The organism is Agromyces protaetiae (assembly GCF_030866785.1).
GTDB classification, from domain to species: Bacteria; Actinomycetota; Actinomycetes; order Actinomycetales; family Microbacteriaceae; genus Agromyces; species Agromyces silvae.
Genome location: NZ_CP133018.1, coordinates 594,946 through 621,449 on the forward strand (window position 1 = coordinate 594,946; position 26,504 = coordinate 621,449).

Here is a 26,504-nt window from a genome sequence, read left to right on the forward strand (position 1 = left end):
GGGCGGGCTTGCGAGGTCGTCAGTCGACGACCTCGACGCCGTGCCAGAAGGCGACGTGGTCGGTGATCTCGGCCGCGGCCGGCGACGGGGTCGGGTAGGTCCACGCGGCGTTCGGGTTCCGCTGGCCGTCGACCTCGACGTGGAAGTAGTCGGCCGTGCCCTTCCATGAGCACACCGTGTGGTTCTCGCTCGGGGCGAAGTACTGCGGGTCGAGCGCCTCGCGCGGGAAATAGTGGTTGCCCTCGACCACGACCGTGTCGCCGGACTCAGCGAGCACCGCACCGTTCCAGATGGCCTTCATGTGCGTCCTTCCGCCAGAAGTGCGTCCCGGCCCGGGTGGTCGAAACGCTTCACGGGGGTTAACCGATGCCGGCGGCGGCACATTCCCCGGGACGTAGACTCGGAGGATGACCCGTGCTGACCTCGGCAAGGACCCCTCGCAGGTGTCCGCGATGTTCGATCGCGTCGCGGCCGGCTACGACCGCACCAACACGGTGCTGTCCGTCGGCAACGCGCCACTCTGGCGGGTGGCGACGACGAAGGCCGTCGACCCGAAGCCGGGGGAGCGCATCCTCGACGTCGCGGCGGGCACGGGCACCTCGAGTGCGAGCCTTGCGAAGTCGGGAGCGTCGGTCGTGGCCGCCGACTTCTCGCCCGGCATGATCGAGGTCGGCCGGGTGCGCCAGGCGCACGTGCCGAACCTCGTGTTCGTCGAGGCCGACGCGACCGCGCTGCCGTTCGACGACGAGTCGTTCGACGCGGTCACGATCTCGTTCGGGCTGCGCAACGTCAACGAGCCCAAGCGCGCGCTCGCCGAGTTCCTGCGCGTGACGAAGCCCGGCGGCCGACTCGTCATCTGCGAGTTCTCGCACCCGCCGGCCGGGGTCGTGCGCGCCGGGTACGACTTCTATCAGCGGGTCGTCATGCCGCCGCTGGTGAAGCTGTCGAGCTCGAACGACACGGCCTACGAGTACCTGAACGAGTCGATCAACGCCTGGCCCGATCAGCGCACGCTCGCCGGCTGGATCCGCGAGGCGGGCTGGGCCGGGGTGCAGTGGCGCAACCTGACGCTCGGCGTCGTCGCGCTGCACCGCGCGCGCAAGCCCTGACGCCCGGACCTGCGGGCCGGCCTGTCGGCCGTGCCGGTCTCGAGGCGAACGCGCCCGTCATGTCGTGACGGATGAGAACCTGCTCGACCTCGACTACGTGCGCTCGAGCGTCGCAGCCGTCGACGGGCTCGTGCGGCCTCTCCGGACCTGACATGTCCCGTGCCGACGACCTTCGAACTCTGCGGTCGACGGCACCGCTGTGATAGGTTTGCCGAAGCGGACAGACTTGAATCGTTTCATCCCTCCACCCGATGGGACCGGACGCCAGCCAGCCTCTCAACGACGAGACCGGAGACGCCACCTTGATGTCGATCAACACCGGGGCACACCGATGCGCCCCGCACGATCCCATCTCGATTCCTCGGTCCGCACGCCCCCGCAGCTCCCGGGCGCCTCGACCCAGCCCGGGTCTCGCCCTGGGGCCGATCGCCCCGACCTCCCGCACGAGTCTCAGATTCGAATCCCCCGAAAGGTCCTCGACTCCATGACAGACCTCCAGAATCCTCGCCCGCGAGCCGTGGGCGTCGTCGCGCTCCGGCGACTGCTCAGCTTCCTCGCCATCGGCGGGCTCACCGCCACCCTGTTGGCGGCTCAGCCGGTTGCCGCGGCCGCGGCCGCGGCGGGCGAGGCGCCGACCGATCTCAAGATCGAGTTCCAGCCTGCACCCGTGGAGGTCGAGAATCTGGTCGATCCGAAGTTCTCCTGGCTCATCGGAACCGATTCCGATCAGGTGGCCTACCAGGTGGTCGTGGCGAGCACCCCCGAACTCGCTCCTGACTCGCCTGACGTGTGGGATTCCGGGCGTATCGAGGGAACGAGCTCGGCGAACGTCGCCTATGCGGGCCCGGAGCTCGCTCCGTCCGAGCGGTACTGGTGGTCGGTGAAGACCTGGGACGCCGCGGGCGTCGAGTCCGCGTGGGCGACGCCGGTGCACTTCGGCACCGGCCCCGGCGCGACCTGGGAGGACACCAGCACGGTCTGGGTCGGGCAGGAGAAGCCGTGGGGGAGTGACTTCACGCTCGAGTTCCGCGCCCAGTTCATCCAGCGGCATGTGACGCTCGCGTTCCGGGCACAGGACACGAGCAACTACCTGCTCTGGCAGTTCCGCGGGGCGGGTGCGAACGAGCTCGCCACGCACACCGTGACGACGGCCAACGCGAGCGCGCCCCCGGTGCTGAAGACGGTGCCGCTCGGTGTCGAGATCGAGAACGGCGCATCGGCTCCGTACTACGACATCAAGCTCGAGGTGGTCGGCAACACGATCACGACCTACTTCGACGGACGACTCGTCGACACGAGCACCAACGACGCGTTCGCGAGCGGAGGATTCGGATTCCGGACCGGCGCGACGGAGTCCTTCGCCATCGACGACGTCCGGATGACCGAGCGTGACGGCGACGTCAGCTACGAGAACGACTTCTCCGACACCGCCTACAACGACTTCGGCTGCGGCGAGCTCCGCGACGGCGCGCTCCGCATCCCCAACGCGATGCGCGGCGGATGCCTCTACTACGGTCCGTGGGGCGACTACGACGTCGAGTTCGACGCCAACATCACCTCGACCGCGCTCGGGGTCCTGCTCCGGGCCCGCGACGGCGCGAACAACCTCATGTGGCAGCTGCGCGGTGGGGATTCGCAGATCGCCCCGCACACCCGCGCGAACGGGAGCTTCGTCGCACTGCCTCGCTCGGCGCGGATCACGCCCGCGATCGGCGTCAACACGTGGAACAGCTACCGCATCAGCACGCGCGGCGACGTGATCACGACGTTCGTGAACGACGCCGGGGTGGACTCCCGCACCGTCCCGGGCTTCCGCACGGGCGGCATCGGATTCCGCACCGGCAACTCCGAGGACGCCCAGGTGCGCAACCTCGTCGTGACGTCGCCCCGTGGCGACACCGTCTACTCGAACGACTTCGCAGCGAGCAGCCCGAACGACTTCGCCTGCGCACAGAAGTCGAACGGAACCCTGAACGTCCCGAGGTCCGCCGACTGCGTGCTGGCCTCGCTACCGGGCGCCATCACCGACTGGGCGTTCCTGCGCGGCGAGTTCGAGACGCAGGACAAGGACATCGCGTGGGCCTCGCTCTACGCGACGGGATCGTCGACCGACGCCACCAACCAGTACGTCTACCGGATCTGGGTCAACGGCGAATACGTCGGCCTCGGCCCGACACAGCCGATGGCCGGTGAGAACCGCTACGACGGGTTCGACGTGACGGACCTCCTCACGAGCGGCGAGACCAACGCCATCGGCGCGCTCGCGTACACGACGAGGCACGAGCACCAGTTCATGTCCCACCTCGTCGTCGAGTACACGGACGGCACCAGGGAGACCTTCGGGTCCGGCGACGGCTGGACCTCGCTCGACGGCAGCCGGGTGTACCCGGCGGGTGGCAGCATCGGCACCGGCTTCTACACCGCGCCGGTGGAGAACCTCGACGGTACGACGTATCCGCACGGATTCTCGACGCCGGGCTTCGACGACCGCGAATGGACGGCGGCCGACGTCACCCCGCAGATGGACCGACTCGTCGGCACCCCGTTCGCGAAGGTCACCGAGGAGCTCAAGTCGCCCGTGAAGATCGTGCAGAAGGGCGAGGGCCACTACTTCCTCGACTTCGGGCGCACCTGGGTCGGCGGACTCAAGCTGGAGCTGCCGGACGCCGAGGGGCACCGGGTCGAGCTCCGGTACGGCGAAGAGCTGACGGACCGGGCGACGACGAACAACACCGTCCGCTGGCAGATGCGCACGGGCAACAACTACCGGGACTTCTACACCCTGGGCGCAGGCTCCGAGCCGCTGCAGAACTGGGGACTCCGGGTGTTCCGGTATGCGGAGATCCTCAACTCGCCGGTGCCCATCACCGAAGAGAACGTGCATGCCACCGCGCTCATCTATCCGTTCGAGGCGGAGGCGGCCGCGTTCGCCTCGAGCGACGCCTCGCTCGACTCGGTGTGGGAGCTCTCTCGCAACACCATCGAGGCGTTGAACCTCAACCTCTACGTCGACACCTGGAGCCGGGAACGCATCAACTACGAGGCGGACTCGTTCATCCAGCTGCAGTCCCACATCTACCTCGATGCGGACCCGACGCTGGCGCAGTACTCGATGGAGTATCTGCTCACGCGGCGCACCTGGCCGACGGAGTGGCCGATGTACGTCGTCCTCGGCATGCATGAGCTCTGGCAGTCCACGGGCGATGCATCCCTCATGGAGCGCACCTACGACCAGATCAAGGCGAAGCTGCCGACCAGGTACCTCGAGGAGTCGACCGGCCTGATCCGCAAGACGAGCGGCTCGAACGGCGGCAACAGCAAGACCGACGACGACATCGTCGACTGGCCTGCCGGCGAACGCGACGGATACCAGTTCCGCGAGTACAACACCGTCATCAACGCGCTCGCGTACAAGAGCTACGTGGACATGGCGGACATGGCGACGGCCACGGGCCACGACGAGGATGCGGCCGAGTTCACGGCGATCGCGGAGCGGATGCGCGCGGCGATCAACGAGCACCTCTACGACCCCGAGGCGGGCGCATACCGCGACGGGATGGACGCGAACCAGGTGCCGACCGAACACTGGGCGCTGCACGCGAGCGTGTTCACGCAGGCGTTCGGCGTCACCCCTGAGGCGGAGCGGGAGCGGGTCGGCGAGTACCTCGCGACGCGGGGCATGGCGTGCAGCGTCTACTGTGCACCGTTCCTGCTGCAGGCGCTCTACGACGGCAACCAGGGCGACGCGGCGTACGAGCTGATGACCTCGACCGGCATCCGGAGCTGGCTCAACATGATCGAGCAGGGCGCCGGCGCGACCATGGAGGCGTGGGACACGTCGCTCAAGGCGAACACGAGCTTCTCGCACCCGTGGGCGTCCTCCCCGGCGTTCATGATCCCCCGTGGCATGTTCGGCATCCAATCGGTCGAGGCCGGCTACGCCGAGTTCTCGGTCAAGCCGCAGCCGGGCGGGCTGCAGACCGCGCAGGTGAGTGTTCCCACCGCGCGCGGTTCGATCGACGCGGCCTTCGACACCGTCGATGAGCGGGTCGACCTCGGGGTCAATGTGCCCCGCGGCACCACCGCGAACATCAGCCTCCCCGCGGACGACGACGCCGAGTCCGTGCTCTACATCGACGGCTGGCCGCGCGAGGCGACCCTCGACGCGGGGTACCTGACCGTGACGGGCGTCGAGTCGGGCTGCCACATCGCCTCGACGTCGCCGGATCTCGAGGTGACGGACAACGAGACCCTCCTCGCGGCCTGCGTGGACGGCTACCCCGGCCCGATCGTCGACACCACGCCGCCGACCGTCACCGCGGAGACCGGCCCGGTCGGGGCGAACGGCTGGCTCGTCGAGGGGGCCGCGCTCACGCTTGAGGCGAGCGACGACCTCTCGGGCGTCGAATCGGTCGAGTACCGAGTGCAGGATGGGTCGTGGACCGCGTACAGCGGCCCGGTCCCGCTTTCCGACGGCGAGTACGCGGTGCAGTATCGCGCGACGGATGCCTCGGGGAACGTCAGCCCGGTCGGATCGACGCAGGTCCGGGTCGACTCGAAGGCGCCGGACGTCTGGGGATCGCTGACGAGCGCGGGCCGAGTGACGGTGCTCGTCAGTGACGACGGATCGGGCGTGGACTCCGTCGAGTACTCGCGCGACGGTGAGGCCTGGGTGTCCACACTGGCCGAAGCGATCTCGGGTACTGCTGCGCCGGAAGCACGGGTGGCCGTCGATGCGGTCGACCGAATGCACGTGCGTGCGACCGATCTCGCGGGGAATGTCACGGATCCGCTCGTCCTCACGGCCGAATCGCAGCCCGGGCCGTTCGTGCCCGAGGCTGGCCAGATCATCACGGCCGCGGTGAGCGGGTTCGAGCCGGGCGCGCGGGTGACCGTCGAGTTCCGGCCGGGTGGTGAGGAGTTCGCGGAGCTCACGGCGGACGAGTGGGGTGTCGCAGCGGGCGTCATCACGATCCCCGACCCCGTGCCGGCCGGCGCGGAGGCGATCGCCTTCGTCGTGCATGCAGACGGCGAGGGTCCCGGCGAGGGTCCGGGCGAGGGTCCGGGCGAGGTCCCGGGCGAGGTCCCGGGCGGCGGAACCGGCGACGGCGACGGCGGCGCAGTGATCGTGCCGGTCGAGCTGCCGAGCACCGGATTCGACCTCACTCCCTGGCTGCTCGGCGGAGGCGCACTGCTGTTCGCGGGAGCGTTCCTGCTGTTGGCACGCCTCCGCAGGAGCAGGATCGGCGTCGAAGCGCCGCCGACGAGCTGAGCACTGCGACCGGACCTCGGCCCTGCCTGGCGGCGGCCGGGGTCCGGTCGGTGCGATGGACCGCGTCGATTCGGGACTCGGTGAGACGAGTTCTCGAGGAGTTCCCCGGCAGCCCGCGGCGACCTGGTCCTCCTCGCCGAATGGTATATTAGAACGCGCAACTCGGTCGTCGGGTTGAATCTCAGCGAGAGGCGTTCCCGACATGTCGATCACCTTCTGCTCCGCCCGCACGATCGTACGGGTTTCATGCGCCGCCGCACTGACGATCGGTCTGGCGGGCGCTGGCGCCCCGGCCTTCGCCGAGGTGGCCGGGCACGCCGGCGGGCCGGCCGTGACCGTCCAGCCGGTCGAGGGCGCAAGCGATGCCGGGTTCGTGATGACTCCGAAGCAGGGTGGCGTCGCCGCGAGTACCGTCGTGACACTGCGGGGTGACGAGGTCGCCGACATCGCCGAAGTGAAGTTCGGCGGGGTGTCCGGGACGATCCTGCCCGGTGCGCCCGATGGCGAGCTGCGCGTGCAGGCGCCGACCGCAGCGAAGGTGAACCCGAAGCTCCCGTATCAGGCACAGTCCGTCGCGGTGACGCTGATCACCACGCAGGGCGTCGAGCTCTCGGTCGGAGAGTTCACCTACGAGGTCTCGTCCGGCATCGACCGGCAGCTGAACTACGCGCTGACGTACTGGAGTACCTACAACGACACGAAGTACTTCAGTTTCAACCCGCCGAACGGCGGCGGTGACTGCATGAACTTCGTCTCGCAGACGCTCGCCGCGCGAGGCATCCCCACTGACGATCAGTGGCACAACCGGTTCGGTCCGGGCGACTCGATCGACAACTGGACGTCATGGACCACGCCCGCCTGGATCAGCGTCACGAACTTCGAGCGGTACATGCGGGCCATGCAGGCTGAGCTCGGAACCGAGGAGTTCGACCTCTGGGACGTCGACCGCTCGAAGCTCGGCCTGGGCGACGTCGTGGTCTTCGAATGGGTGAAAGACGCGGCGGCGACGGCCGTGCAGCCCGCGAACGTCCCTGATGACCTCTGGCAGATCCTTGCTGAGGACGGCGACCACTCGATGATCATCTCCGACATCGTCCACAACGCCGACGGCACCATCTCGATCAAGCTGGCGGGGCACAACAACGACCGCGACTTCCTCGACCTGGACTACGTGCTCGAGAACGTCTCCATCGCCGACGGCAACTTCTGGCACTTCCCGCCGGCCTGATCGCTACCCGACCCGCGCCGGTAGTTCAACCCTGAGCCATCGGGGCGGTCGGCCACCGGGCGCCCCGGTAGGCTGGTCGGTGTGAATCCGAGCCTTCCGGTCGCGCGTCGCGGCTCCTCGCTCGCTGCCAATCTCGGGCTCAGCGAGCGGGTCTTCGCCTCCGCGGCCGACCGTGCGATGGCGAAGGCGATCGACGCCGGGCTCGACCGGGTCGAAGCGGGGTTGGCGCGCGAGGTCAGTTTCGCCGATCCGATCGCCGGGACATCCGCTCGCTACCTGCTCGACGCGGGTGGCAAGCGCGTGCGACCGATGCTCACGCTGCTCACCGCGCAACTCGGCGACGGCGTGACCGACGAGGTCGTCACGGCCGCAGAGGCCATCGAGATCACCCACCTCGCGAGCCTGTACCACGACGACGTCATGGACGAGTCCGAGCGCCGCCGCGGGGTGCCGAGCGCGCAGACCGTGTGGGGCAACTCGGTCGCGATCCTCACGGGCGACCTGCTGTTCGCGCGTGCGAGCCAGCTCATGGCGCGGCTCGGCGAGCGCGCCATCCGGCTGCAGGCCGACACCTTCGAGCGTCTCGTGCTCGGCCAACTGCACGAGACCGTGGGGCCGCAGAACGGCGAGGACCCGATCCCGCACTACATCCAGGTGCTCGCCGACAAGACCGGTTCGCTCATCGCCGCGGCCGCGCAGTCGGGCATCGTCTTCTCGAACGCCGACCCGGCGTTCCAGGCGCCGATCGTCGCGTTCGGCGAGAAGATCGGCGTCGCGTTCCAGCTCATCGACGACGTCATCGACCTGTCGCCGAAGCCCGCCGAGACCGGCAAGGTTCCCGGCACCGATCTGCGTGCGGGCGTCGTCACGCTGCCGCTGCTGCGGTTGCGCGAGATGGCCGAGGCGGATGCCTCGTCGGCGAAGCTGCTCGAGCGCATCGAGCGCGACGTGATGCCCGCGGACCCCGACTCGCTGGGTGACCCGTACGACACCAATACCCAGGCATCCCGCATCGTGCCCTCACCGGCGATGGTCGATGCGCTCGTCGCGGAGCTGCGCGAGCACGACGCCACCCGCGCGACGCTCGCCGAGGCGCACCGATGGGCCCGCGACGCGGTCGACGCGCTGTCGCCGGTGCCCGACGGACCTGTGAAGAAGGCGCTCACGCGCTTCGCCGACACCATCGTGGAGAGATCAAGCTAGTGACGAGGAACAAACTGCGCCTGGCCATCGTCGGCGCCGGACCGGCGGGCATCTACGCCGCCGACATCCTGCTGAAGGCCGAGCGGAACTTCGACGTGTCGATCGACCTGTTCGACCACCTGCCCGCGCCGTACGGACTCGTGCGCTACGGCGTCGCGCCCGACCACCCGCGCATCAAGGGCATCATCACCGCGCTGCGCGAGGTGCTCGACCGCGGCGACATCCGCATCTTCGGCAACGTCCGCTTCGGCGAGGACCTCACGCTCGACGACCTGAAGAAGCACTACAACGCCGTCATCTTCGCGACCGGCGCCGTGCACGACGCCGACCTGCGCGTGCCCGGCATCGAGCTCGAGGGCTCGTACGGCGCGGCGGACTTCGTCAGCTGGTACGACGGCCACCCCGACTACCCGCGCGAGTGGCCGCTCGATGCGTCGTCGGTCGCGGTCATCGGCAACGGCAACGTCGCCCTCGACGCCGCGCGCATGCTCGCGAAGCACGCCGACGACCTGCTGCCGACCGAGATCCCTGCGAACGTGTACGAGGGGCTCAAGGCGTCGCCCGTGACCGACGTCCACGTGTTCGGCCGGCGGGGGCCGACCTCGGTGAAGTTCACGCCGCTCGAGCTGCGCGAGCTCGGTGAGCTGCGCGACGTCGACATGATCCTGCACGATGAGGACTTCGACTACGACGAGCAGGCGAAGGCCGCGGTCGCGGGCAACAAGCAGGTGTTCGTCATCGACAAGGTGCTGAACCAGTGGCGCCAGCGCGAGACCGGCCAGGCGTCGCGCCGGCTGCACCTGCACTTCTTCGCCAAGCCGCTCGAGCTCGTCGACGACGGCTCGGGGCGCGTCGGCGCGTTCAGGTATGAGCGCACCGCACCTGATGGTGAAGGCGGGGTGACCGGCACCGGGGAGATCCGCGAGATCCCCGTGCAGGCCGTGTACCGGGCCGTCGGGTACTTCGGTTCGCCGCTCCCGGGAATCCCGTTCGACAAGAAGTTCGGGGTGATCCCGAATCACGAGGGCCAGGTGATGGTCCGTGACAAGGAGACGGGCGACACCCGCCAGATGTACGGCGTGTATGCGACCGGCTGGATCAAGCGCGGCCCGATCGGCCTCATCGGCCACACCAAGTCCGACGCGATGGAGACGATCCGCCACCTGATCAACGACCTCGGCAACTGGTGGAACCCCGAGTCGCCCTCGGAGGACTCGGTCGTCGAACTGCTCGAGTCGCGAGGCATCCGCTGGACCGACCTCGACGGATGGCACCGCCTCGACGAACACGAGATGGCGCTCGGCGAGGGCGAAGGGCGCACCCGGATCAAGGTCGTCCCGCGCGAGGACATGATCGAGATCTCGCGCGGCGAGGTCTGAGGGCCGCGCGGGTTTTCCACAGATGTGCTGAGACGGATGCCTCGGGGCGCGTGAGCGCTACGCTCCGTGGATGCCACTCGAGCCCGGGTTCACGCATCTGCTCGCCGTCGTGGTCGCGGCCATGCTCGGCGGCGTGCTCGGGTGGTGGCCGCTCGCGGCCTGGGCGCAGCACTCCCTGGCCGGCGTCGCGGTGCCGGGCGTGGCCTCGTCGCCCGGTGACGGATCGACCGATGCGGACGTCGTCGGCCGGCCGCGGGTGGCGGTGACTCCGGCTGCACCGGCCAGACCGGCCGGACCGGCCGGATCGACGGGCGGGCGGGCGGCGGCGGTGGTCGCCGGTGGTGCCGAGGCGGGTGGGCGGGCGGCGACCGGACCGGCGGCGGGCGGGCGGGCTGCGACCGGAGCCGTCGCCGAGGTGTGCCTGCGCGCGCGGGCGGTCGCGGTGACGCGGCCTGCGGTGCGGGCGACCGCCGGGGCCGTCACGGCCTGTGTCTGGGGCCTGGCCGTGTGGCGCCTCGGTCTCTCGCCGGTGGTGCCGGCGGTTCTCGTGTTCCTGGCGGCGGCGACGGTGCTCGCATTGGTCGATCTGCGGGAGCGGCGGCTGCCGAACCGGGTCACGGGTCCGGCGTTCGTCGTCGTCGCGGTGCTGCTCACGGCCGCGGCGATGGCATCGGGGGCGTGGGCTGCGCTGCTGTGGGCGGTGCTCGGCGGGGCGGCGATGTTCGTGACCTACCTGCTCGTCGCGTTGGCGTCGCCGGCCGCGATGGGCATGGGTGATGTGAAGCTCGCCGGACTCATCGGCCTGGTGCTCGGCTGGTTCGGGTTCGACGCGTGGCTGATCGGGCTCCTGGCCGCGTTCGTGTTGGGCGGCAGCGTGGCGATCATCGCCCTCGCCCTCCGACGAGTGACGTTACGGACCTCGATCCCGTTCGGCCCCTCCATGCTCGCCGGTGCCCTGCTGTCGGTCCTGCTCGTCGCATAGGGCCGTTCATGGGTGGTCGGTAGGCTGGGCGACACCGACCGAGGGAGGGCGCGGGCCGTGGCCGAGCAGCACGAGTGGCGCCCCGACGTGCTGGGGCCGCGATTCGAGCAGCTCACCTTGCCGCTCCGCGACGACGACGAGGGCGCGGTCGTCGCGACGCTCGTCCGGCATCGGCCGCCGTGGCGGCTGGGGCGGTGGTTCGAGGAGGCGCCGCTCGAGGGCGCCGACGTGCTCTACGTGCACGGCTGGAGCGACTACTTCTTCAACCCTGAGCTCGCGGCGTACTGGGCGGGACTCGGCGCCCGGTTCTTCGCGCTCGATCTGCGGAAGTACGGCCGGAGCATCCGGCCCTGGCAGACGCCCGGATACGTGACCGACCTGGCCGCGTACGACGAAGACCTCCACGCGGCCCTGCAGGCCATGGGGCACGGGGCTGAGCGCGGAGCATCCGCCCGACGCCTGGTGCTCATGGGGCACTCGACCGGCGGACTCACGCTGTCGCTCTGGGCGGCTCGACACCCGGGCCGCGCGGCCGCGCTCGTGCTCAACAGCCCGTGGCTGGAGTTCCAGCTCAGCCGGGTCGGCCGACAGGCGCTTGCGCCGGTCATCGGATGGGGTGCGCGGGTGAATCCGCAGGGGCCGCTGCCGAACGTCGACCTCGGGTTCTACGCGAGGTCGATCGACCGCGCACAGGGCGGGGAATGGGACTACGACCACGCCTGGCGGCCGGATCGCGGATTCACGGCGCATCCGGCCTGGCTGACGGCCATCCTCGCGGGGCACGCGACCGTCGCGGCGGGCATCGACGTGGGGGCGCCCGTGCTGACCGTGCTGTCGGCACGGTCGACGATCGCGACGCAGTGGAGCGAGGCCATGCGTTCGAGCGACATCGTGCTCGTGGTCGACGAGATCGCCCAGCGCGCGCTGAACCTGGGCCCAGACGTCACCGTCGCGCGAGTCGACGGCGCCCTGCACGACGTCGTGCTCTCGCGCGAGCCCGCCCGCACGGCGGCCTACGCCGCGATCACGAGGTGGCTCGGCGGCTACGCCCCGCGCCGCTGACCCGCCCCCGTGCCCCGCCCCGCCCACCCCGCCTGGCCCCGCCCGGCTGAGCCCGCCCGTTCCGCTGGCCCCGTCGGTGCCGCTGGCCCCGCCCGCATCAACGCTGCGGAAAGTGTGTCCGCGGTCGGATCATGGGTTCGAAGGCCTGCAGGGGCGAACGCGAACCCACTTTTCGAGTTCCAACGCGCAAGGGGGCTGATCGCCGACAGGCGGATGTGAGCGTTCCCTCACAGTGCGGGCGCAGTGCCATCACTGCACAAACTGGGTTCGTCGCCGCAGCGCGACCACCCGACGGGTCCAGGGTGACGTACATGGATTCTCGACTTCATCCAGGTCCCCACGGCTTCGTGCTCTGGCGCGACGCCGTCGCTGTCGGGCTTGTCGAGGCGCTGCGGACATCGGTGCGGCGCGGCGAACTCGTCCGCGTTCGCCGAGGCGTGTACCGGCCGGCGAACACGGGCGACCCGCGGCAATTCGGAGCGCAACGTCACGCTGATCTGGTCAAAGCAGCGGCCCTGACCCTTGAGAGACCGGTGTTCACGGCGTATTCCGCCGCGGCGGTGCTCGGTCTGCCGCTCATCTCACGGTGGCCGACCTCGGTGTACGTCGCGTCGGCGACCGCGCACGGAGGGCGTCGATCCGGATTGGTGCAGGTCGGTCGCCTCGGCGACGAGAGACCGGTGTTCGTCGAGGGCGTGCTGACGACGTCGATCGAGGTCACGCTGATCCAGCTCGCGCGTCTGGCGTCCCTTCGCGATGTGCTCGCGGCGACGGATGCGGCGCTGCGCGCGCCGAGGTATTCCCGGGATCGTCCCGCGATGACCACGATCGAGCGTCTGCGAGCAGTGCACGAGCAGCGCCGGCCCTACCGCGGCTGCCGACGGATGGATGCCGTGCTCGAACGCGCGACCGACCAATCCGATAGCCCGCTCGAGACTGACAGCAGATTACTGTTCGAACACTACGGGTACGCGCAACCCGCGCTGCAACATCCGATTGCGCTCCCCGAGATGGGAGTGGTCGCCCGGCTCGATTTCTACTGGTCCGAGGCGGATGCTGCGGCCGAGGCCGACGGCCGGGGGAAGTATCGACGTGCGAGCGTGCGCGAGTCCGCGGACACCGTGATCGCCGAGAAGGATCGCGAAAACGCGATCCGACGACGCGTCCGAGCGTTCGACCGCTGGGATTGGACCGACCGCCGGGCCGTCGAGCCGGTGCTGCATCGTCTCGACGCCATGCGCATCCCTCGCGTCCGCCCGGTCTCCGTGCTCTGAGCCGCGGAGCGGAGTGCGCTCGTCGATGAATCGCACGGAAGTCGGAAAGTGGGATGGAAGTCGCCCCTGCGGGCGTTCCAACACATCCTTCCGTCGCCATCCCACTTTGCGCGGCGTTGAGGTTCGTCCACCTGCGGCGATGCGGTCGTGGGGGGACGGATCGTGTCCGATGGGCGGACTGGGACGGATGTCGCGGTCGGCCGCCCCGCGGTCCGAAGTCAGGCGCGCGGGGCGAAGGGGCCGCGGAGTGCGGCCCACTGCAGCAGCATGATGGTCTTGGCGTCGACGATGTCGACGCCGATACGGGCGAGGGCGTCGTCGAAGTCGAGCTCGAGCACCTCGATGTCCTCGCCCTCCTCGGCGAGTCCCGCGCGCGAACCGTGCGCGATGTCGCCGTGGCGGTACGGCGCGGCGAAGAAGTGCAGGCGCTCAGTGATCGACCCGGGGCTCATGTACACGTCGAACACGCGCTCGACGTCACCGACCGGCGCGCCGATCTCCTCCTCGGCCTCACGGCGGATCGCCGTCTCGGCATCGTCGGCGTCGAGCAGCCCGGCTGCGGTCTCGATCAGCATGCCGTCGGGGTGCTCGTTCACATACGCCGGATACCGGAACTGCCGGGTGAGGAGCACGGTCCGCGCGGCGGTGTCGTAGAGCAGGATCGTCGCGCCGTCGCCGCGGTCGTAGGTTTCGCGCTCCTCCGTCGACCACGTGCCGTCGGCGTGCCGGAAGTCGAACGTCGTCGCACGCGTCACGAACCAGTTCGAGGTGAGCACGCGCACGTCACGCACGACGACCCGCGGGTTCCGGTCGAGGTCGCGACCGACGCGATCGAGGCCCGTGCGCCCGCGCCGGTCGGGTACGTCGACGCCCGGCTGTCCGGTGTGGGGTCGGTCGGCTGCGTCGTCACTGTTGGGTGAGTCGGCTGCGCCACCGGTGACCCGTGTGTCGGATGCGTCGGTGGTGCCGCGTGGGTCGGATGTGTCGTCGGTGGTGCCGCGTGGGTCGGCTGCGCCGGCCGAGGCGCGCGCGTCGGCTGCGCCCGTCGCGTCATGCGTATCGACCCCGAGATCGGCGGCCGGTTCCCAGGCGCCCGCCTGAGGCGCCCGCTCACCCGAGGCGCCCGGCTGCCCTCTGCGCGCGGCGTCTCCGGCGCCCGCCGGAGGCATCCGCTCGCCTTCGGCGCCCGCCCCCGTCATGGCCGAGCCGAACCGCTCAGCGGAAGTTGACGAACTGCAGGTCGACGTCGAGGTCGGCGCCCTTGAGGAGGCGCATCGTCTCCTGCAGGTCGTCGCGACTCTTGGACGAGACGCGCAGCTCGTCGCCCTGGATCTGCGATTTGACCGACTTGGGCGCCTCGTCGCGGATCAGCTTGCCGATCTTCTTCGCGTGCTCCTGGTCGATGCCGTTCTTCAGACCGACCTCGACGCGGAACTCCTTGCCCGAGGCGTACGGCTCGCCCGCGTCGAGGCTCTTCAGCGAGATGCCCCGCTTGATGAACTTCGACTGCACGACGTCGAGCACGGCGGTGACGCGCTCCTCGGTGCTCGCCTTGAGCAGGATCTTCTCACCGCTCCACTCGACCGATGCGCCGACGCCCTTGAAGTCGTAGCGCTGCTCGATCTCTTTGCGGGCCTGGTTGACGGCGTTGTCGGCCTCCATCTTGTCGACCTTGCTGACGATGTCGAACGTCGAATCTGCCATGCGGGTCAGTCTACCGAGGGTGCCACGCGCAGCCAGACGGTCGTCTCGCCGGGCAGCTCTCGTGCGCCGGGCGAGTCGGATGCCTCGTCGAGCGGGCCGCTCGCGACGAGCACGTCGCCCGCCGGCATCGGCACCGGGCGCGGCCGGAAGTTCGTCACCACGCGCCATCCACCCGGGCGGTCGAAGGCGAGCACCTCGGGGTCGTCGCCGTGCTCGGCCCAGGTCAGCGTCTCGGCAGCCTGCAGCTCGCGCCGCAGCGCGAGCGCGCGCCGGTAGAGCGAGAGGGTCGAGTCGGGGTCGGATGCCTCGACGTCGACCGCGTGCTCCCGGAACCATTCGGGCTGGGGGAGGTACGAGGCATCCGCCGGACCGAAGCCGAACGCCGGCGCATCCGCGACCCACGGCAATGGCACGCGGCATCCGTCGCGGCCGCGATCGACGCCCGGGCTGCGGAAGAAGGTCGGATCCTGCCGCGCATCGTCGGGGATCTCCGCGACCTCGTGCAGCCCGAGCTCCTCGCCCTGGTAGAGGTAGGCGCAGCCGGGCAGCGCGAGCATGAGGAGGGTCGCGGCCCGCGCTCGCCGGACCCCGCGATCCCGGTCGAGCGGCGGCGTCTGGCCCCCTGAGAGCACCCAGGCGCGGCCGACCGCGCCGTCCTGCCCCTGATCGTCGGGCAGGCCGTAGCGTGTCGCATGGCGCACGACGTCGTGGTTCGAGAACACCCAGGTGTTCGATGAGCCGCTCTCGCGGGCGAAGACGAGATTGTCGGCGATCGTCCGACGGAAGTCGCCGGCGTCGAAGTCGTCGCGCAGCAGGTCGAAGTTGAACGCCTGCCCGAGGCTCGTCTCCGCGGCGTACCGGTGGCGGCGGCTGGGCGCCACCCAGGCCTCGGCGACCGCGATGCGCGGCGGGTCGTACTCGTTGAAGACGGCGCGCCACTCGGCGTAGATCTCGTCCAGCTCTTCGCGATCCCAGAGCGGGTGCGAGCCGTCGGTCACGAGGCGGGTGGCCTCGAGCTCGGCATGGGTGGGCAGCGGATGGCTGAGGTCTTTCGCGAGCGCGTGCGCGACGTCGACGCGGAAGCCGTCGACGCCGCGGTCGCTCCAGAACCGGAGCGTCTTCAGGAAGTCGGCCCGAACGTCGGGGTGATGCCAGTTGAAGTCGGGCTGCTCGGGCGCGAACAGGTGCAGGTAGAACTGGCCGTCGTCGGTCGGCTCCCACGCCGAGCCGCCGAACATGGACTCCCAGTCGCTCGGTGGCTGGTCGAGGTGCGGGCCGTGGCCGTCGCGGAACACGTACCGGTCACGCTCGGGGCTGCCCGGGCCGGCCGCGAGCGCCTCGCGGAACCACTCGTGCCGGTTCGACGAGTGGTTCGGCACGATGTCGGTGATGATCCGGATCCCCGCGCGGTGCAGCGCGGCCACCATCTCGTCGAAGTCGTCGAGCGTCCCCAGCCGGGGATCGACGTCGCGGTAGTCGTCGACGTCGTACCCGCCGTCGGCGAGCGCCGACGGATAGAACGGCGAGAGCCAGACGGCGTCGACGCCGAGCTCACGCAGGTACGGTACGCGGCTCGTGATGCCGCGCAGATCGCCGATGCCGTCGCCGTCACTGTCGGCGAAGCTGCGTGGGTAGATCTGGTAGACGGCGGCCTGGCGCCACCAGTCGGGATCGTCGGAGATGACGGATGCGTCGACGGATGCCTCGTGCTCGGTCATTGCCCCATTCTTCGCGGGTTCGGGCGGGCCCGGGAGGGTGCCATCGCGGATTTCGCCGTTCGGGAGCGGGCCGGTATCCTTGTGTCGCTCCCGGTTGTGTGCAGAACGTGGTCGGGCGCACACGGCGAGTTACCCAAGCGGCCAAAGGGATCTGACTGTAAATCAGACTGCATTGCATTCGGGGGTTCGAATCCCTCACTCGCCACTGAACGCCTCCGCCATCGGCCGGGGCGTTTCGTGTTGCGGGCGCACGGGGGCGTGGCCCGGGTGGCCGGTCCCGAGGGTGACGCCCCGCCTCCCGTCGGGGAACCGGGGCGGGGCGTCCGCGCGTGGAGGGGTTGACCACGAGCGACACGGAGCTGATGGTGGTCGGGGCCACCACCGGTCGCGAGGACCGGCTCCGGCGGCCCGATTCGGGTTCGGGCCGTTACCCTACTCTCGTCTCATCGCGATGGATTGACCCGCCCCCAGTTCAGGTGACGTCGGCGCGGCGCGTAGCGTTGAGGGCATGACCATCCCCGACGCATCCGCGCCCTCGCCCGCCGAACTCCTCGTCATCGCCCGCGACATCGCGGTCAGCGCAGGAAGCTTCGCGCTCGAGGCCCGGCGCGCCGGCGTCGAGATCGCGGCGACGAAGTCCACGCCGACCGACATCGTGACCGCCGTCGATCGCGACACCGAGGCGCTGATCCGCCGGCTGATCCTCGAGGCCCGGCCCGACGACGGCATCCTCGGCGAGGAGGAGGCGACGCACATCGGGACGAGCGGGCTCGACTGGATCGTGGATCCGATCGACGGCACGGTCAACTTCCTCTACGGCATCCCGGCCTGGGCCGTGAGCATCGCCGTGGTCGCCGGGCCTCCCACGCCGGGCTCGTGGACCGCCCTGGCGGGCGTCGTGGTGAACCCGGTCACCGGGGAACTTTTCGAGGCCAGCGCCGGCGGTGGCGCCAGGCTGGGCGGGCGCGCGCTCGAGGTCGTCGAGCATGTCTCGCTCGACCAGGCGCTCGTCGGCACGGGCTTCTCGTACGCCGCTGAGCGACGGCGGGCCCAGGCCGAGGTGCTCACCAGCCTGCTGCCCCGCGTGCGCGACATCCGCCGAATCGGTGCGGCGTCGCTCGACCTGTGCTCGGTCGCTGCGGGGCGACTCGACGCGTTCTACGAGATCGGCCTGAACGCGTGGGACCATGCGGCGGGAGCGCTCATCGCGCGCGAGGCGGGCGCCGTGATCACCGGACCGGGCGGCGGGCACGAGAGTCACGAGTTCCTGCTCGCGGCCGTGCCGAGCGTGCACGAGGACGTCGCGGCGGCGCTCCGCGACGCCGGTGTGCCGGCCTGAGCGACGGATTCCGTCGCCACATCACCTGGTGGCGGCGCAGATCCCCAGCTTCGATGGCGATGATGGAGGTCGCAGGGTACGCTTTACCAATCCGTTATCTCGGCGTTACGTCTTTCGAGGCGTTCTGGCGCGATGATCACCTCCCCGTCCGATCCACCCCCAACGCGAAGGCTCCCCTACGTGCCCGAGTCCCCCCTCGTGCCCGACGGTTCAACGCCAGGCACGACTGCTCCCCTGCGGTCCGAGCAACCCCTGACGCGCCGCGAGCGCCGTGAGCGTGAGGCTGCCGAGGCGGCCGCTGCTGCATCAGCTGCGTTCGACGGCCGGCCGGAGACCGGGAGCACGGGCATTGCGGAGCCGGCCATCTCGACGACCCCCGTGATGGCGATCGTCGAATCCGCGCCGGTCTCGACCGAGCCGGCCTCGGCGACGCCGGTTCCCGAGGTCCCCGTCGCCCCGGAGCAAATCGTCATGCTCGAGCCCGCGGTCGTGTCGTCGCGTCGCGAACGCCGCGCGGGCGAGGCCCCCGGGCGACGCGCCCGCGACACCGACGACGTGCGCGCCGAGACATCCGGTCGCCGCGCCAGGGGGGCGGTCGATGCGCACACCTCCGCCGCACCGGCCGGCGACCCGGGTGCGGTCTCGCCGCGCCGCGGCGGCCGCCGCGCGATGCGCGCGATCGTGGCCATGGGCTTCGCTGCGGGCATGGCGCTCGCGACCTCGGTGCCCGCGCTGTCGCTGCTGACGCCCTCCGATGTGCAGGCGATGTCGCTCGCGTCCGAGGCGGTCACATTGAACGATCCGGGTCAGCGGGTCGAGGTCGACGGTGACGTCATCGCCTCGCCGACGGTCGAACGCGAGGGGTACCAGCACCAGACCATCGAGGAGTACGCACGCGCGGCGGGCATCCGCGCCGAGGCGACCTTCACCAACAACCCGTCGGGCACCATCCAGTGGCCGTTCGCGGTGGGCGTGCACATCGGCGACCGGTTCGGCTATCGCAGCTGCGCGGGCTGCTCCAGCAATCACGGCGGGCAGGACTTCAACCCGGGCCTCGGTGCTGAGATCCAGGCGATCGCCGACGGCGTCGTGTCGAACTCGACCGACGCGGGCGGCTCGCTCGGCGTGGTCACCATGATCGATCACGTCATCGACGGCGAGACCATCACGAGCGTCTACGCGCACATGCAGTACGACTCGCGCCGCTTCGAGGTGGGCGATGCGGTGAAGGTCGGCGACGTGCTCGGCACGACCGGTTCGACGGGCATGTCGACGGGCCCCCACCTGCACTTCGAGATCCGGCTCGGCGGTATCAACGGCACGAAGACCGACCCGCTCGAGTGGCTGTACGCGAATACCAACTGACGACCGTCCGCGTGGACTGAGGACCGCCCGGGTCGGGTCACGACCCGGGAATCCCTGCTTCCCACGCTCCGACGGGGATGCCATCCAGCTCGTGACGACTCATCGTCGGTAAGGGATCGTTCGGTGTCCGCACGATGCGTGACGTGGCGGCATACGTGGGCGGAACCACTGGTTGCGGCGGGACCATCGCGTCCGGCGCGCCCGGTCCTGGCGCTCCGGGCGGCTTCGGCAGCAGCGGATGGTTCGGATCGATTGCTCGGAGCGCCGCAGTGAGTTTGTCGCGTTCCTGCGTCATGGTCTCATGGTCGGCGCTCAGTTTCGCGTTCGACTTCGTCAGGTTCGCCTTCTCCTCGATGAGCTGAGCATTCTCCTCCTGCAGCTTCTTCTCTTTCGCCCGATTCTGGTTCGTACCGCGTTTCCGCACGAGTTTGAAGATGCTCGAGCCGATCGCGCCGATGGTGCTCACGACGTTGCCCGAGAACTGCACCTTGCCAGCGGTCTCGGGGTCGAAGAACGGACGGTCGACCAGCGAGTTGATGGTGTCGATGGTGAGCATCGCCGTGCCGGCCGCCTGCACCAGAGAGCTCGCGAGCCCGCCCCAGAAGCCCACGATGTAGCTCAGCGTTGCCCCGTTGAACAGCCCGTTCATCCCCACGAATCCCATGATCGTGAGCAGGACCGCGAGGACCGTGTTCACGATCTTGACCCTCGAATCCTGCATGATGTCACCCCAATCGAGATCCGACGAGCGACCGGTCGGGTCGACGCGCATGATGGGGTTCAGATCGGCGAAGGCGTACCGGTTGTGCAGGGGCTCGGTGTCAGCGGTGGTGAACGCCTTGATCGCCGGGTCGTACGTGCGCGCCTGCAGGTACTGGGTGCCGGTGGGGTCGGTGTACTCGCCGGCGTACGCGAACGGGTTCGCCGTCGCATCGCCGACCTGCCAGGCGAACGGTGCCGGCGTCGGCGTCTCGGGGCGTACGACCGACGTCACGCCGTAGTCGTCGTACTCGTAGCGCTCGACGACCGCCCCGCCGGCGTCGGTGAGCGCCGTGATGTTGCCGTGTCGGTCGTGGATCGTGTACGAGGTGCCGGGGCCTGCGCCGACGCCGCCGGTCACCGTACGCGCGAGACGACCCGCGCCCATCAGATAGCTCACCGCCTGCTCGTCCGCAGCAGCGCCGTCGCCCCCTCGCGTGTGCACGTCGTTCAGCAGCGTCGCGCCGTCCCAGTAGAACCGGGTGACGGCGGATGCGCCCCTCTCCGGCTCGCGGACCGAGAGCTCGGGCACCGACTGCTCGGGGGTCGACAGCTCGGCACGCCGACCGTCGGCCCAGTATGCGGTCGCGATCGCGCGACCCTCGGGCGAGGCCTCGTGCACCACCCGGTTGGCGGCGTTGTACGTGTACCGCGTGCCGTCGGCGGCGACCACCAGGTTGCCGCGCGGGTCGTACACGTAGCTGCGATCGGCCAGCGTCGTGCCCGAGGCATCCGTCGTGTGCTCGCGCGACGCCTGACCCGCGCTCGTGTACGCGAACGTCGTGACGACCCCGTTGCCGCGTGTCAGCGTGGTCACCCGGCCGAACGGGTCGTACGCGGAGCGTGCCCGCGCGAGCTCGGCCCCGTCGGCGCCGCGTTGCACGACCTCGGTGACGCGGCCCGCGTCGTCATACGCGAACGACGTCGTCGCCTCGGCGACGTCGGTCGTGCCGGTGACCCGGCCCTGCTCGTCGTACTCATGCCGCTCGGCGACGGATCGCTCGGCTCCCGACTCGGAGAACCAGGTCGTGGTCGCCTCGGTCGGGCGGCTGAACCGACCGGGGACGTCGCCGATGTCGGGGTCGATCGGGTAGCCGAAGGTGTGCCGGCTCAGCCGCGTGCGGCCCGATGGCCCCCCAGTGCCGACCTCACGTTCGACGAGCAGGTGCGTCGGCGAGTAGGAGGACTCCACGCCGGTCGTGCCGTCGCCGAGGTGCGTCGTGTACCGGGGCAAGGACGCGCCCACCGGCCCGGATGCCTCGCGGGTGTCCTGTGCGATCGGCCAGCCGCTCGCCGACCCCGCGATCGCGCGCCACTGCCTCGACGTCACGACCTCGCCCGACGAGGCATCCGCCACCCGCACCAGGTCGACCGCGACCGTGCCATCGGGCGCGCGCTGCCAGCTGACGTCGGTCACCGCGCCCGAGGGTGCGAGGACGCGGGTGAGCCGGCCGTCGCGCGCGTAGCCGAACGTGGTGCGCGCGCCGACGGCGTCGCGCACCGCCGAGACGCGGCCGCCGTCGAGTTCGATCTCGGACGTCGCGCCGACGGCGCCGCCCACCGACGTCGTCACCGTGAGCACGCCTGGGTCCGAGCGGTCGACGCGCGACACCACGCCGACCGGATCGATGCTGCGCTCCAGGAGATGCGTGCCGGGTGTCCACGCCCAGTCGGTGCGGTTGCCGAAGGGGTCGGCCCGGGCGAGCGGGTTGCCCGAGTCGTCGAAGGAGGTCGTCGTGCCGCCCAGCTCGCTCAGCGTGAACCCGTACGGGCGCGGCCCGACCAGCGCGTCGTCGCGCGCGGGCAACGTGCCGGCGGCCTGACTGAAGTGCACGTCGGCGATCGTGTAGTCGAGCAGCCCGGTCGGCGACGAGGCGGCCGCCTCATAGACGCCGCCCGCCGGCGGGAAGGCACGCACGCCGCCGCGCACGTCGACGTGCCCGAGCCCGGCCCAGTCCCAGCCCGGCCCGAGCTCGGCGCGGTCGGTCGACGCCATTCGCGAGTCCCAGCGCAGGGTCAGGCCGCCGAGCGGCACCTCGACGGTGAGCGCACCGGACCGCTCGTCGATGCGGCCGGTGACCTCGCCGCCGAGTGAGACGTCGTCGACGAGCGCCGACGCGATCGCGGTGGGGGCGTCGGTCGCCGCCCAGGACGGCGAGATCGCCTCGGCGACGAAGGCGATCGTCAGGATGAGGGCGGCCGCACACAGGAGCACACGTGACCGCGCCGGTGAATCCGAATTCGGGCTCATCGCGTTCGTCTGGCCGACGGTCTCGTGTGCATGACATTGGTATATCAAGACCGTCTGACATCGAGGTGAACCGTACGTGCCGTCACGGTGACCGGGCGTGCCGTTCGGCCCCGGTCGTTCAGCTCTGGGTCGACCCGGTGCGTAGCCAGACGGTCGTGTCGGGTGGGAGTTCGCCGTGGTCGACGGGTCCTGATGCGAGGAGCAGTTCGCCGGTGGGCAGGGGGATGGGGGAGGTGCTGAGGTTCGCGAGGATGGTCACGTCGTGGTTGGTGAACGCGATGATCTCGTCGGGGAAGCCGGGCGACCATTCGAGGTGGCCGTCGGGGAGGGTGTGCTCGCGCCGGAGGCGCAGTGCGTTCTGGTAGAGCGTGAGTGTGGAGTCGGGGTCGCCGTGCTGCCGGTCGCGTGCGAGGTGCGCCCAGGTTGCCGGTTGTGGCAGCCACGAGGCATCCGTCGTGCCGAACCCGTAGGAGGGGGCGCCCGCTTCCCAGGGGATCGGGACGCGGCAGCCGTCGCGGCCGTAGCGTTCGCCGCCGGTGCGGAACCAGGTGGGGTCTTCGCGGGCGTCGTCGGGCAGGTCGATGACTTCGGGCAGCCCGAGCTCTTCGCCCTGGTAGAGGTAGGCCGAGCCGGGCAGGGCGAGCATGAGCGTGGTCGCGGCGCGGGCGCGGCGCAGGCCCACGGCGGGGTCGCCGATGCCGGGCGTCGCCGGTCCCACACCGTGGCCTTGCGGGTTCTCCTCGGTGAGCGCGAGGCGGGTCGCGTGGCGCACCACGTCGTGGTTGGACAGCACCCAGGTCGACGGGGCGCCGACCGCGGCGAACGCGGCGATCGAGTCGTCGATCACGCGCCGCAGCGCGCCCGCGTCCCAGGGTGTCTCGAGGTAGGCGAAGTTGAACGCCTGGTGCATCTCGTCGGGCCGCACCCACGCGGCGACCTTCGACAACGGGTCCACCCAGGCCTCGGCGGCGAGGATCCGCTCGCCCGGGTACTCCTCGAGCAGACGCCGCCAGTCGCGGTAGATCTCGTGCACACCCTCCTGCGCCCAGTACGGCGCACCATCACCGGCGTCGTCGCTGATGCCCGGCTCGAGCGCGACACCGACCGTCGAGTCGCCGACCGTCGAGTCACCGACCGTCGAGTCGCCGACCGTCGAGTCGCCGACCGTGGAGTTGCCGATCGTGGAGTGCGATGCGCCGCCCATGCTGCCGCCCGCCTCCGGCGGGGTCCAGTCCGGCAGCCCCTCAGCCTTCACGAGCCCGTGCGCGACGTCGACCCGGAAGCCGTCGACACCCCGATCGAGCCAGAACCGCAGCACCCGGCGGAACTCCGCACGCACCTGCTCGTTCGACCAGTCGAAATCAGGCTGCGAGCTGTCGAACAGGTGCAGATACCACTGACCCGGCTCACCGTCGGCCTCGACGACGCGGGTCCACGCGGGACCGCCGAACACGGACTGCCAATCGTTCGGCGGCAGCTCACCAGCCACACCCCGGCCATCACGGAACAGATACCTGGCCCGCTCAGCACTGCCCCGCCCCGCCGCGAGCGCGGCCTGGAACCAGACATGCCGATCCGACGAATGATTCGGCACCAGATCGATGATCACCCGGATGCCCCGGGCATGCGCCGCCCGCAGCATGACATCGAAATCGGCCAGGCTCCCGAACCGCGGGTCCACATCGCAGTAGTCAGCCACGTCATAGCCCGCGTCCCGCTGCGGCGACGTGAAGAACGGCGACAACCAGATCGCATCGACCCCCAACACCTCAAGCTCAGCCAGCCGCGACGTGACCCCCGCCAGATCACCCATACCATCCCCGTTCGCATCCGCGAACGAACGAGGATAGATCTGATAGATCACAGCCGTACGCCACCATTCCGAAGCCATGCCGAAAACCCTAGGACACCCCGCCGATCCAGGGCGCGGGTTGCGCCGCAGAGCGCGTGCCCGTCGGTGCCCGCGGTCGGTTCGGAGGACCCCGTTCGAGGTGATATCCTCGTACGGTTGCTGATTCGGCGGGTGCTGAGTCGGGCAGCGCGCCCCGATAGCTCAGTGGTAGAGCACTTCCATGGTAAGGAAGGGGTCGTCAGTTCAATCCTGACTCGGGGCTCTGGTTCTCCCGGCGGTGCCGGGTGGCCTTGCGGCGGGGTAGCTCAGGTGGTTAGAGCACACGGCTCATAATCGTGGTGTCGCGGGTTCGAGTCCCGCCCTCGCTACCGAAGGCCCGGGTTTCTGCGGAAATTCCGGGCCATTCGTGTCGGTGCGGGCGATCGCACGCGCCGTCTCTCCGTCGAAAGGTGTGCATGTCCGAGGTCGTCGTCACCGCCGTGTTCGTTCCCGCCGAAGGGAAGCGCGACGAGCTCGTCGCCGCGCTTCGCGAGGCCATCCCCGCGGTGCATGAGGAGCCGGGCTGCGTGCTCTATGCCATCCACGACGCCGAGGACGACACGATCACCATGCTCGAGAAGTGGTCATCGGCGGCCGAGCTCGACGCGCACGCGGTCGGTGCGCCCGTGACCCGGCTGAACCAGCTCATCGACGGCCTCATCGCCTCGCCGGTCGTCGTCACCCGCATGACCGCGATCCCCGCCGGCACCGACGAGCAGGGCCTCGTCTGACCTCGTACCCGCTCTGGCCTCGTACTCGCTCTGACCCTCTCGGCGTGAGCGCGAAGCGCCGCCGGGACGGATCCCGGCGGCGCTTCGGGGCGTGAGGTCGGCGTCAGGCGGCCGCCTGCTGCCGGATGTCGAACGCGACGCGGCCTTCCTGGTCGACGCGTGCGTCGAGGGTCTTGTCGGCGAGTGCGACGCTCGCGTCGGTGCCCAGGAACACGCGGGCGCCGTTCTGTTCCACGACGGCGTCGCCGGACTCGGGATGCTCCGCGATCGCGACGGCGAACTCGGTCGAGCCCGGCCCGGCCGCATCGATACGCAGGCCGCCGGTGCCGACCTGCTCGGCGCCTGACACGATCTCTTTGACGACGGTGCTTGCGGTGTCGGTGAGCGTGAGCACGAATGCTTCCTTCCGTTCGCGGCACATGCGCCGGGCGGCACATGAACCCGCCACGATGCCGTGTTCTGGTTCGGGTCGCCACCCCTTGCACATCGGCCGCCGATGCGAGACCCTGCTCGACCGCGCGGCGCGTCATCCGCTCGTGGAGCGCGTCTCAGCTCGGCGGCACCGGGTACGGCTCGCTCTTGAGCAGCGCGGCGATGTGTGCGGCGTTGCGCGCGGCGGTCGCGGTGGCCGCGGCGGTCGTCTCGGGCGTCGACGGCAGATCGTTGTAATCGGTCTTCTCCATGGCGGCGCCGTTCCAGTAGGTCGCGCCCTGCGCGGGGATCGTGACGCCCACGTCGTTCAGGCCCTGCGCGACGTCGGCGACGATCGCGTGCGCGCCGTCCTCGTTGCCGACGACCGCGATCACGGCGACCTTGCCGAACATCGTCGGCCTGCCGGAGGCATCCGTCTCGGCGAGCTCGGCGTCCAGCCGCTCGAGCACGCGCTGCGCGACGCTCGACATGTGTCCCATCCAGGTGGGCGTCGAGAACACGATGACGTCGGCGGCGAGCACGCGATCGCGGATCGCCGGCCACGCGTCGCCGTCGCCCATGTCCTTCTCGACGCCGGGTGCGACGTCGTGGTCGACGACGCGCACGACGTCGGCCTCGGTGACGCCGTGCCGGCCGAGTTCGGCGAGCACCTCGCGGGCGAGCCGCTCGCTGCTGGACGGGGCTGGGCTCGGCTTCAACGAGCAGACGAGCGCGACGGCGGTGAGACCTTGAGCTTCCATGGTGCGAGCCTCGCCGGTCGGCGCGAGGGCGTCGAGGGGTTGACGGCGCGCGGGGCGGATGCCGC

19 protein-coding genes and 3 tRNA genes are annotated in these 26,504 nt (G+C 70.2%); 14 read left to right on the plus strand and 8 right to left on the minus strand.

What is annotated here, in order from left to right:
• Positions 1-19: 19 nt before the first annotated feature.
• Positions 20-301, minus strand: coding sequence for a DUF427 domain-containing protein (locus tag QU602_RS02775; protein WP_308798636.1), 282 nt, complete (start codon positions 299-301; stop codon positions 20-22).
• A 106-nt stretch (positions 302-407) separates the two neighbouring features.
• Here QU602_RS02775 and QU602_RS02780 point away from each other — a divergent pair, with 106 nt between their 5' ends.
• The 8 genes from QU602_RS02780 (at position 408) to QU602_RS02815 (ending at position 13,509) form a co-directional block, all read left to right on the plus strand.
• Positions 408-1,109: a class I SAM-dependent methyltransferase gene (locus tag QU602_RS02780; RefSeq protein WP_308798637.1), complete on the plus strand. Its 702-nt coding sequence runs from the start codon at positions 408-410 to the stop codon at positions 1,107-1,109.
• 484 nt (positions 1,110-1,593) lie between these two features.
• Complete coding sequence (locus tag QU602_RS02785) at positions 1,594-6,381, plus strand: family 78 glycoside hydrolase catalytic domain (protein ID WP_308798639.1); 4,788 nt, start codon at positions 1,594-1,596, stop codon at positions 6,379-6,381.
• Between the two features lie 202 nt (positions 6,382-6,583).
• The gene (locus tag QU602_RS02790; RefSeq protein ID WP_308798640.1) at positions 6,584-7,609 is read left to right on the plus strand and encodes an amidase domain-containing protein; all 1,026 of its coding nucleotides are present in this window, start codon (positions 6,584-6,586) and stop codon (positions 7,607-7,609) included.
• An 81-nt stretch (positions 7,610-7,690) separates the two neighbouring features.
• The gene (locus QU602_RS02795; protein ID WP_308798641.1) at positions 7,691-8,812 is read left to right on the plus strand and encodes a polyprenyl synthetase family protein; all 1,122 of its coding nucleotides are present in this window, start codon (positions 7,691-7,693) and stop codon (positions 8,810-8,812) included.
• Positions 8,812-10,191 carry an FAD-dependent oxidoreductase gene (locus QU602_RS02800; protein WP_308798642.1) on the plus strand — a complete coding sequence of 460 codons (1,380 nt, stop codon included), beginning with the start codon at positions 8,812-8,814 and terminating at the stop codon, positions 10,189-10,191. Before QU602_RS02795 ends, QU602_RS02800 begins: the two co-directional genes overlap by 1 nt.
• 70 nt (positions 10,192-10,261) lie before the next feature.
• Positions 10,262-11,173: a prepilin peptidase gene (locus tag QU602_RS02805; protein WP_308798643.1), complete on the plus strand. Its 912-nt coding sequence runs from the start codon at positions 10,262-10,264 to the stop codon at positions 11,171-11,173.
• A gap of 57 nt (positions 11,174-11,230) precedes the next feature.
• A complete protein-coding gene (locus QU602_RS02810; RefSeq protein ID WP_308798644.1) occupies positions 11,231-12,235 on the plus strand; it encodes an alpha/beta hydrolase in 1,005 nt (334 codons plus the stop codon).
• Positions 12,236-12,546: 311 nt separating this feature from the next.
• Positions 12,547-13,509, plus strand: coding sequence for a type IV toxin-antitoxin system AbiEi family antitoxin domain-containing protein (locus tag QU602_RS02815; RefSeq protein ID WP_308798645.1), 963 nt, complete (start codon positions 12,547-12,549; stop codon positions 13,507-13,509).
• A 218-nt stretch (positions 13,510-13,727) separates the two neighbouring features.
• Here the strand turns inward: QU602_RS02815 and QU602_RS02820 are convergent, their stop codons facing one another.
• From QU602_RS02820 to QU602_RS02830, 3 genes are read right to left on the minus strand one after another with little or no spacing between them, the layout of a single operon-like run.
• Complete coding sequence (locus QU602_RS02820; RefSeq protein ID WP_308798646.1) at positions 13,728-14,678, minus strand: NUDIX domain-containing protein; 951 nt, start codon at positions 14,676-14,678, stop codon at positions 13,728-13,730.
• Between the two features lie 46 nt (positions 14,679-14,724).
• A complete protein-coding gene (locus QU602_RS02825; protein WP_308798647.1) occupies positions 14,725-15,213 on the minus strand; it encodes a YajQ family cyclic di-GMP-binding protein in 489 nt (162 codons plus the stop codon).
• A 5-nt stretch (positions 15,214-15,218) separates the two neighbouring features.
• Complete coding sequence (locus QU602_RS02830; protein ID WP_308798649.1) at positions 15,219-16,931, minus strand: glycoside hydrolase family 13 protein; 1,713 nt, start codon at positions 16,929-16,931, stop codon at positions 15,219-15,221.
• A gap of 123 nt (positions 16,932-17,054) precedes the next feature.
• Here QU602_RS02830 and QU602_RS02835 point away from each other — a divergent pair.
• From QU602_RS02835 to QU602_RS02845, 3 genes are all read left to right on the plus strand, one after another.
• Positions 17,055-17,136, plus strand: a tRNA-Tyr gene (locus QU602_RS02835).
• Positions 17,137-17,439: 303 nt separating this feature from the next.
• Positions 17,440-18,270 (plus strand): inositol monophosphatase family protein, encoded by an 831-nt coding sequence (locus tag QU602_RS02840; protein WP_308798650.1) that lies wholly within the window; start codon positions 17,440-17,442, stop codon positions 18,268-18,270.
• Positions 18,271-18,450: 180 nt separating this feature from the next.
• Positions 18,451-19,635, plus strand: a complete 1,185-nt coding sequence (locus QU602_RS02845; protein WP_308798651.1) for a peptidoglycan DD-metalloendopeptidase family protein — start codon at positions 18,451-18,453, stop codon at positions 19,633-19,635.
• A gap of 37 nt (positions 19,636-19,672) precedes the next feature.
• Here the strand turns inward: QU602_RS02845 and QU602_RS02850 are convergent, their stop codons facing one another.
• Both QU602_RS02850 and QU602_RS02855 read right to left on the minus strand, forming a co-directional pair.
• Positions 19,673-22,645 (minus strand): RHS repeat domain-containing protein, encoded by a 2,973-nt coding sequence (locus tag QU602_RS02850; RefSeq protein WP_308798652.1) that lies wholly within the window; start codon positions 22,643-22,645, stop codon positions 19,673-19,675.
• Between the two features lie 118 nt (positions 22,646-22,763).
• On the minus strand, positions 22,764-24,536 hold the full coding sequence (locus QU602_RS02855) for a glycoside hydrolase family 13 protein (RefSeq protein WP_308798653.1): 1,773 nt from the start codon (positions 24,534-24,536) through the stop codon (positions 22,764-22,766).
• Between the two features lie 151 nt (positions 24,537-24,687).
• Between QU602_RS02855 and QU602_RS02860 the strand changes: the two genes are divergently transcribed.
• The 3 genes from QU602_RS02860 to QU602_RS02870 all read left to right on the plus strand — a co-directional run bounded on the left by QU602_RS02860 (position 24,688) and on the right by QU602_RS02870 (position 25,267).
• Positions 24,688-24,759 (plus strand) — tRNA-Thr (locus QU602_RS02860).
• Between the two features lie 32 nt (positions 24,760-24,791).
• Positions 24,792-24,865, plus strand: a tRNA-Met gene (locus QU602_RS02865).
• 87 nt (positions 24,866-24,952) lie between these two features.
• Positions 24,953-25,267 (plus strand): putative quinol monooxygenase, encoded by a 315-nt coding sequence (locus QU602_RS02870; protein WP_308798654.1) that lies wholly within the window; start codon positions 24,953-24,955, stop codon positions 25,265-25,267.
• A 103-nt stretch (positions 25,268-25,370) separates the two neighbouring features.
• On the opposite strand, the gene QU602_RS02875 is transcribed toward QU602_RS02870, so the two are convergent.
• Both QU602_RS02875 and QU602_RS02880 read right to left on the minus strand, forming a co-directional pair.
• Positions 25,371-25,661 (minus strand): iron-sulfur cluster assembly accessory protein, encoded by a 291-nt coding sequence (locus tag QU602_RS02875; RefSeq protein ID WP_308798655.1) that lies wholly within the window; start codon positions 25,659-25,661, stop codon positions 25,371-25,373.
• Between the two features lie 154 nt (positions 25,662-25,815).
• Entirely contained in the window at positions 25,816-26,439 is a 624-nt protein-coding gene (locus tag QU602_RS02880) for a flavodoxin family protein (RefSeq protein ID WP_308798656.1), read from the minus strand.
• Positions 26,440-26,504: the final 65 nt, after the last annotated feature.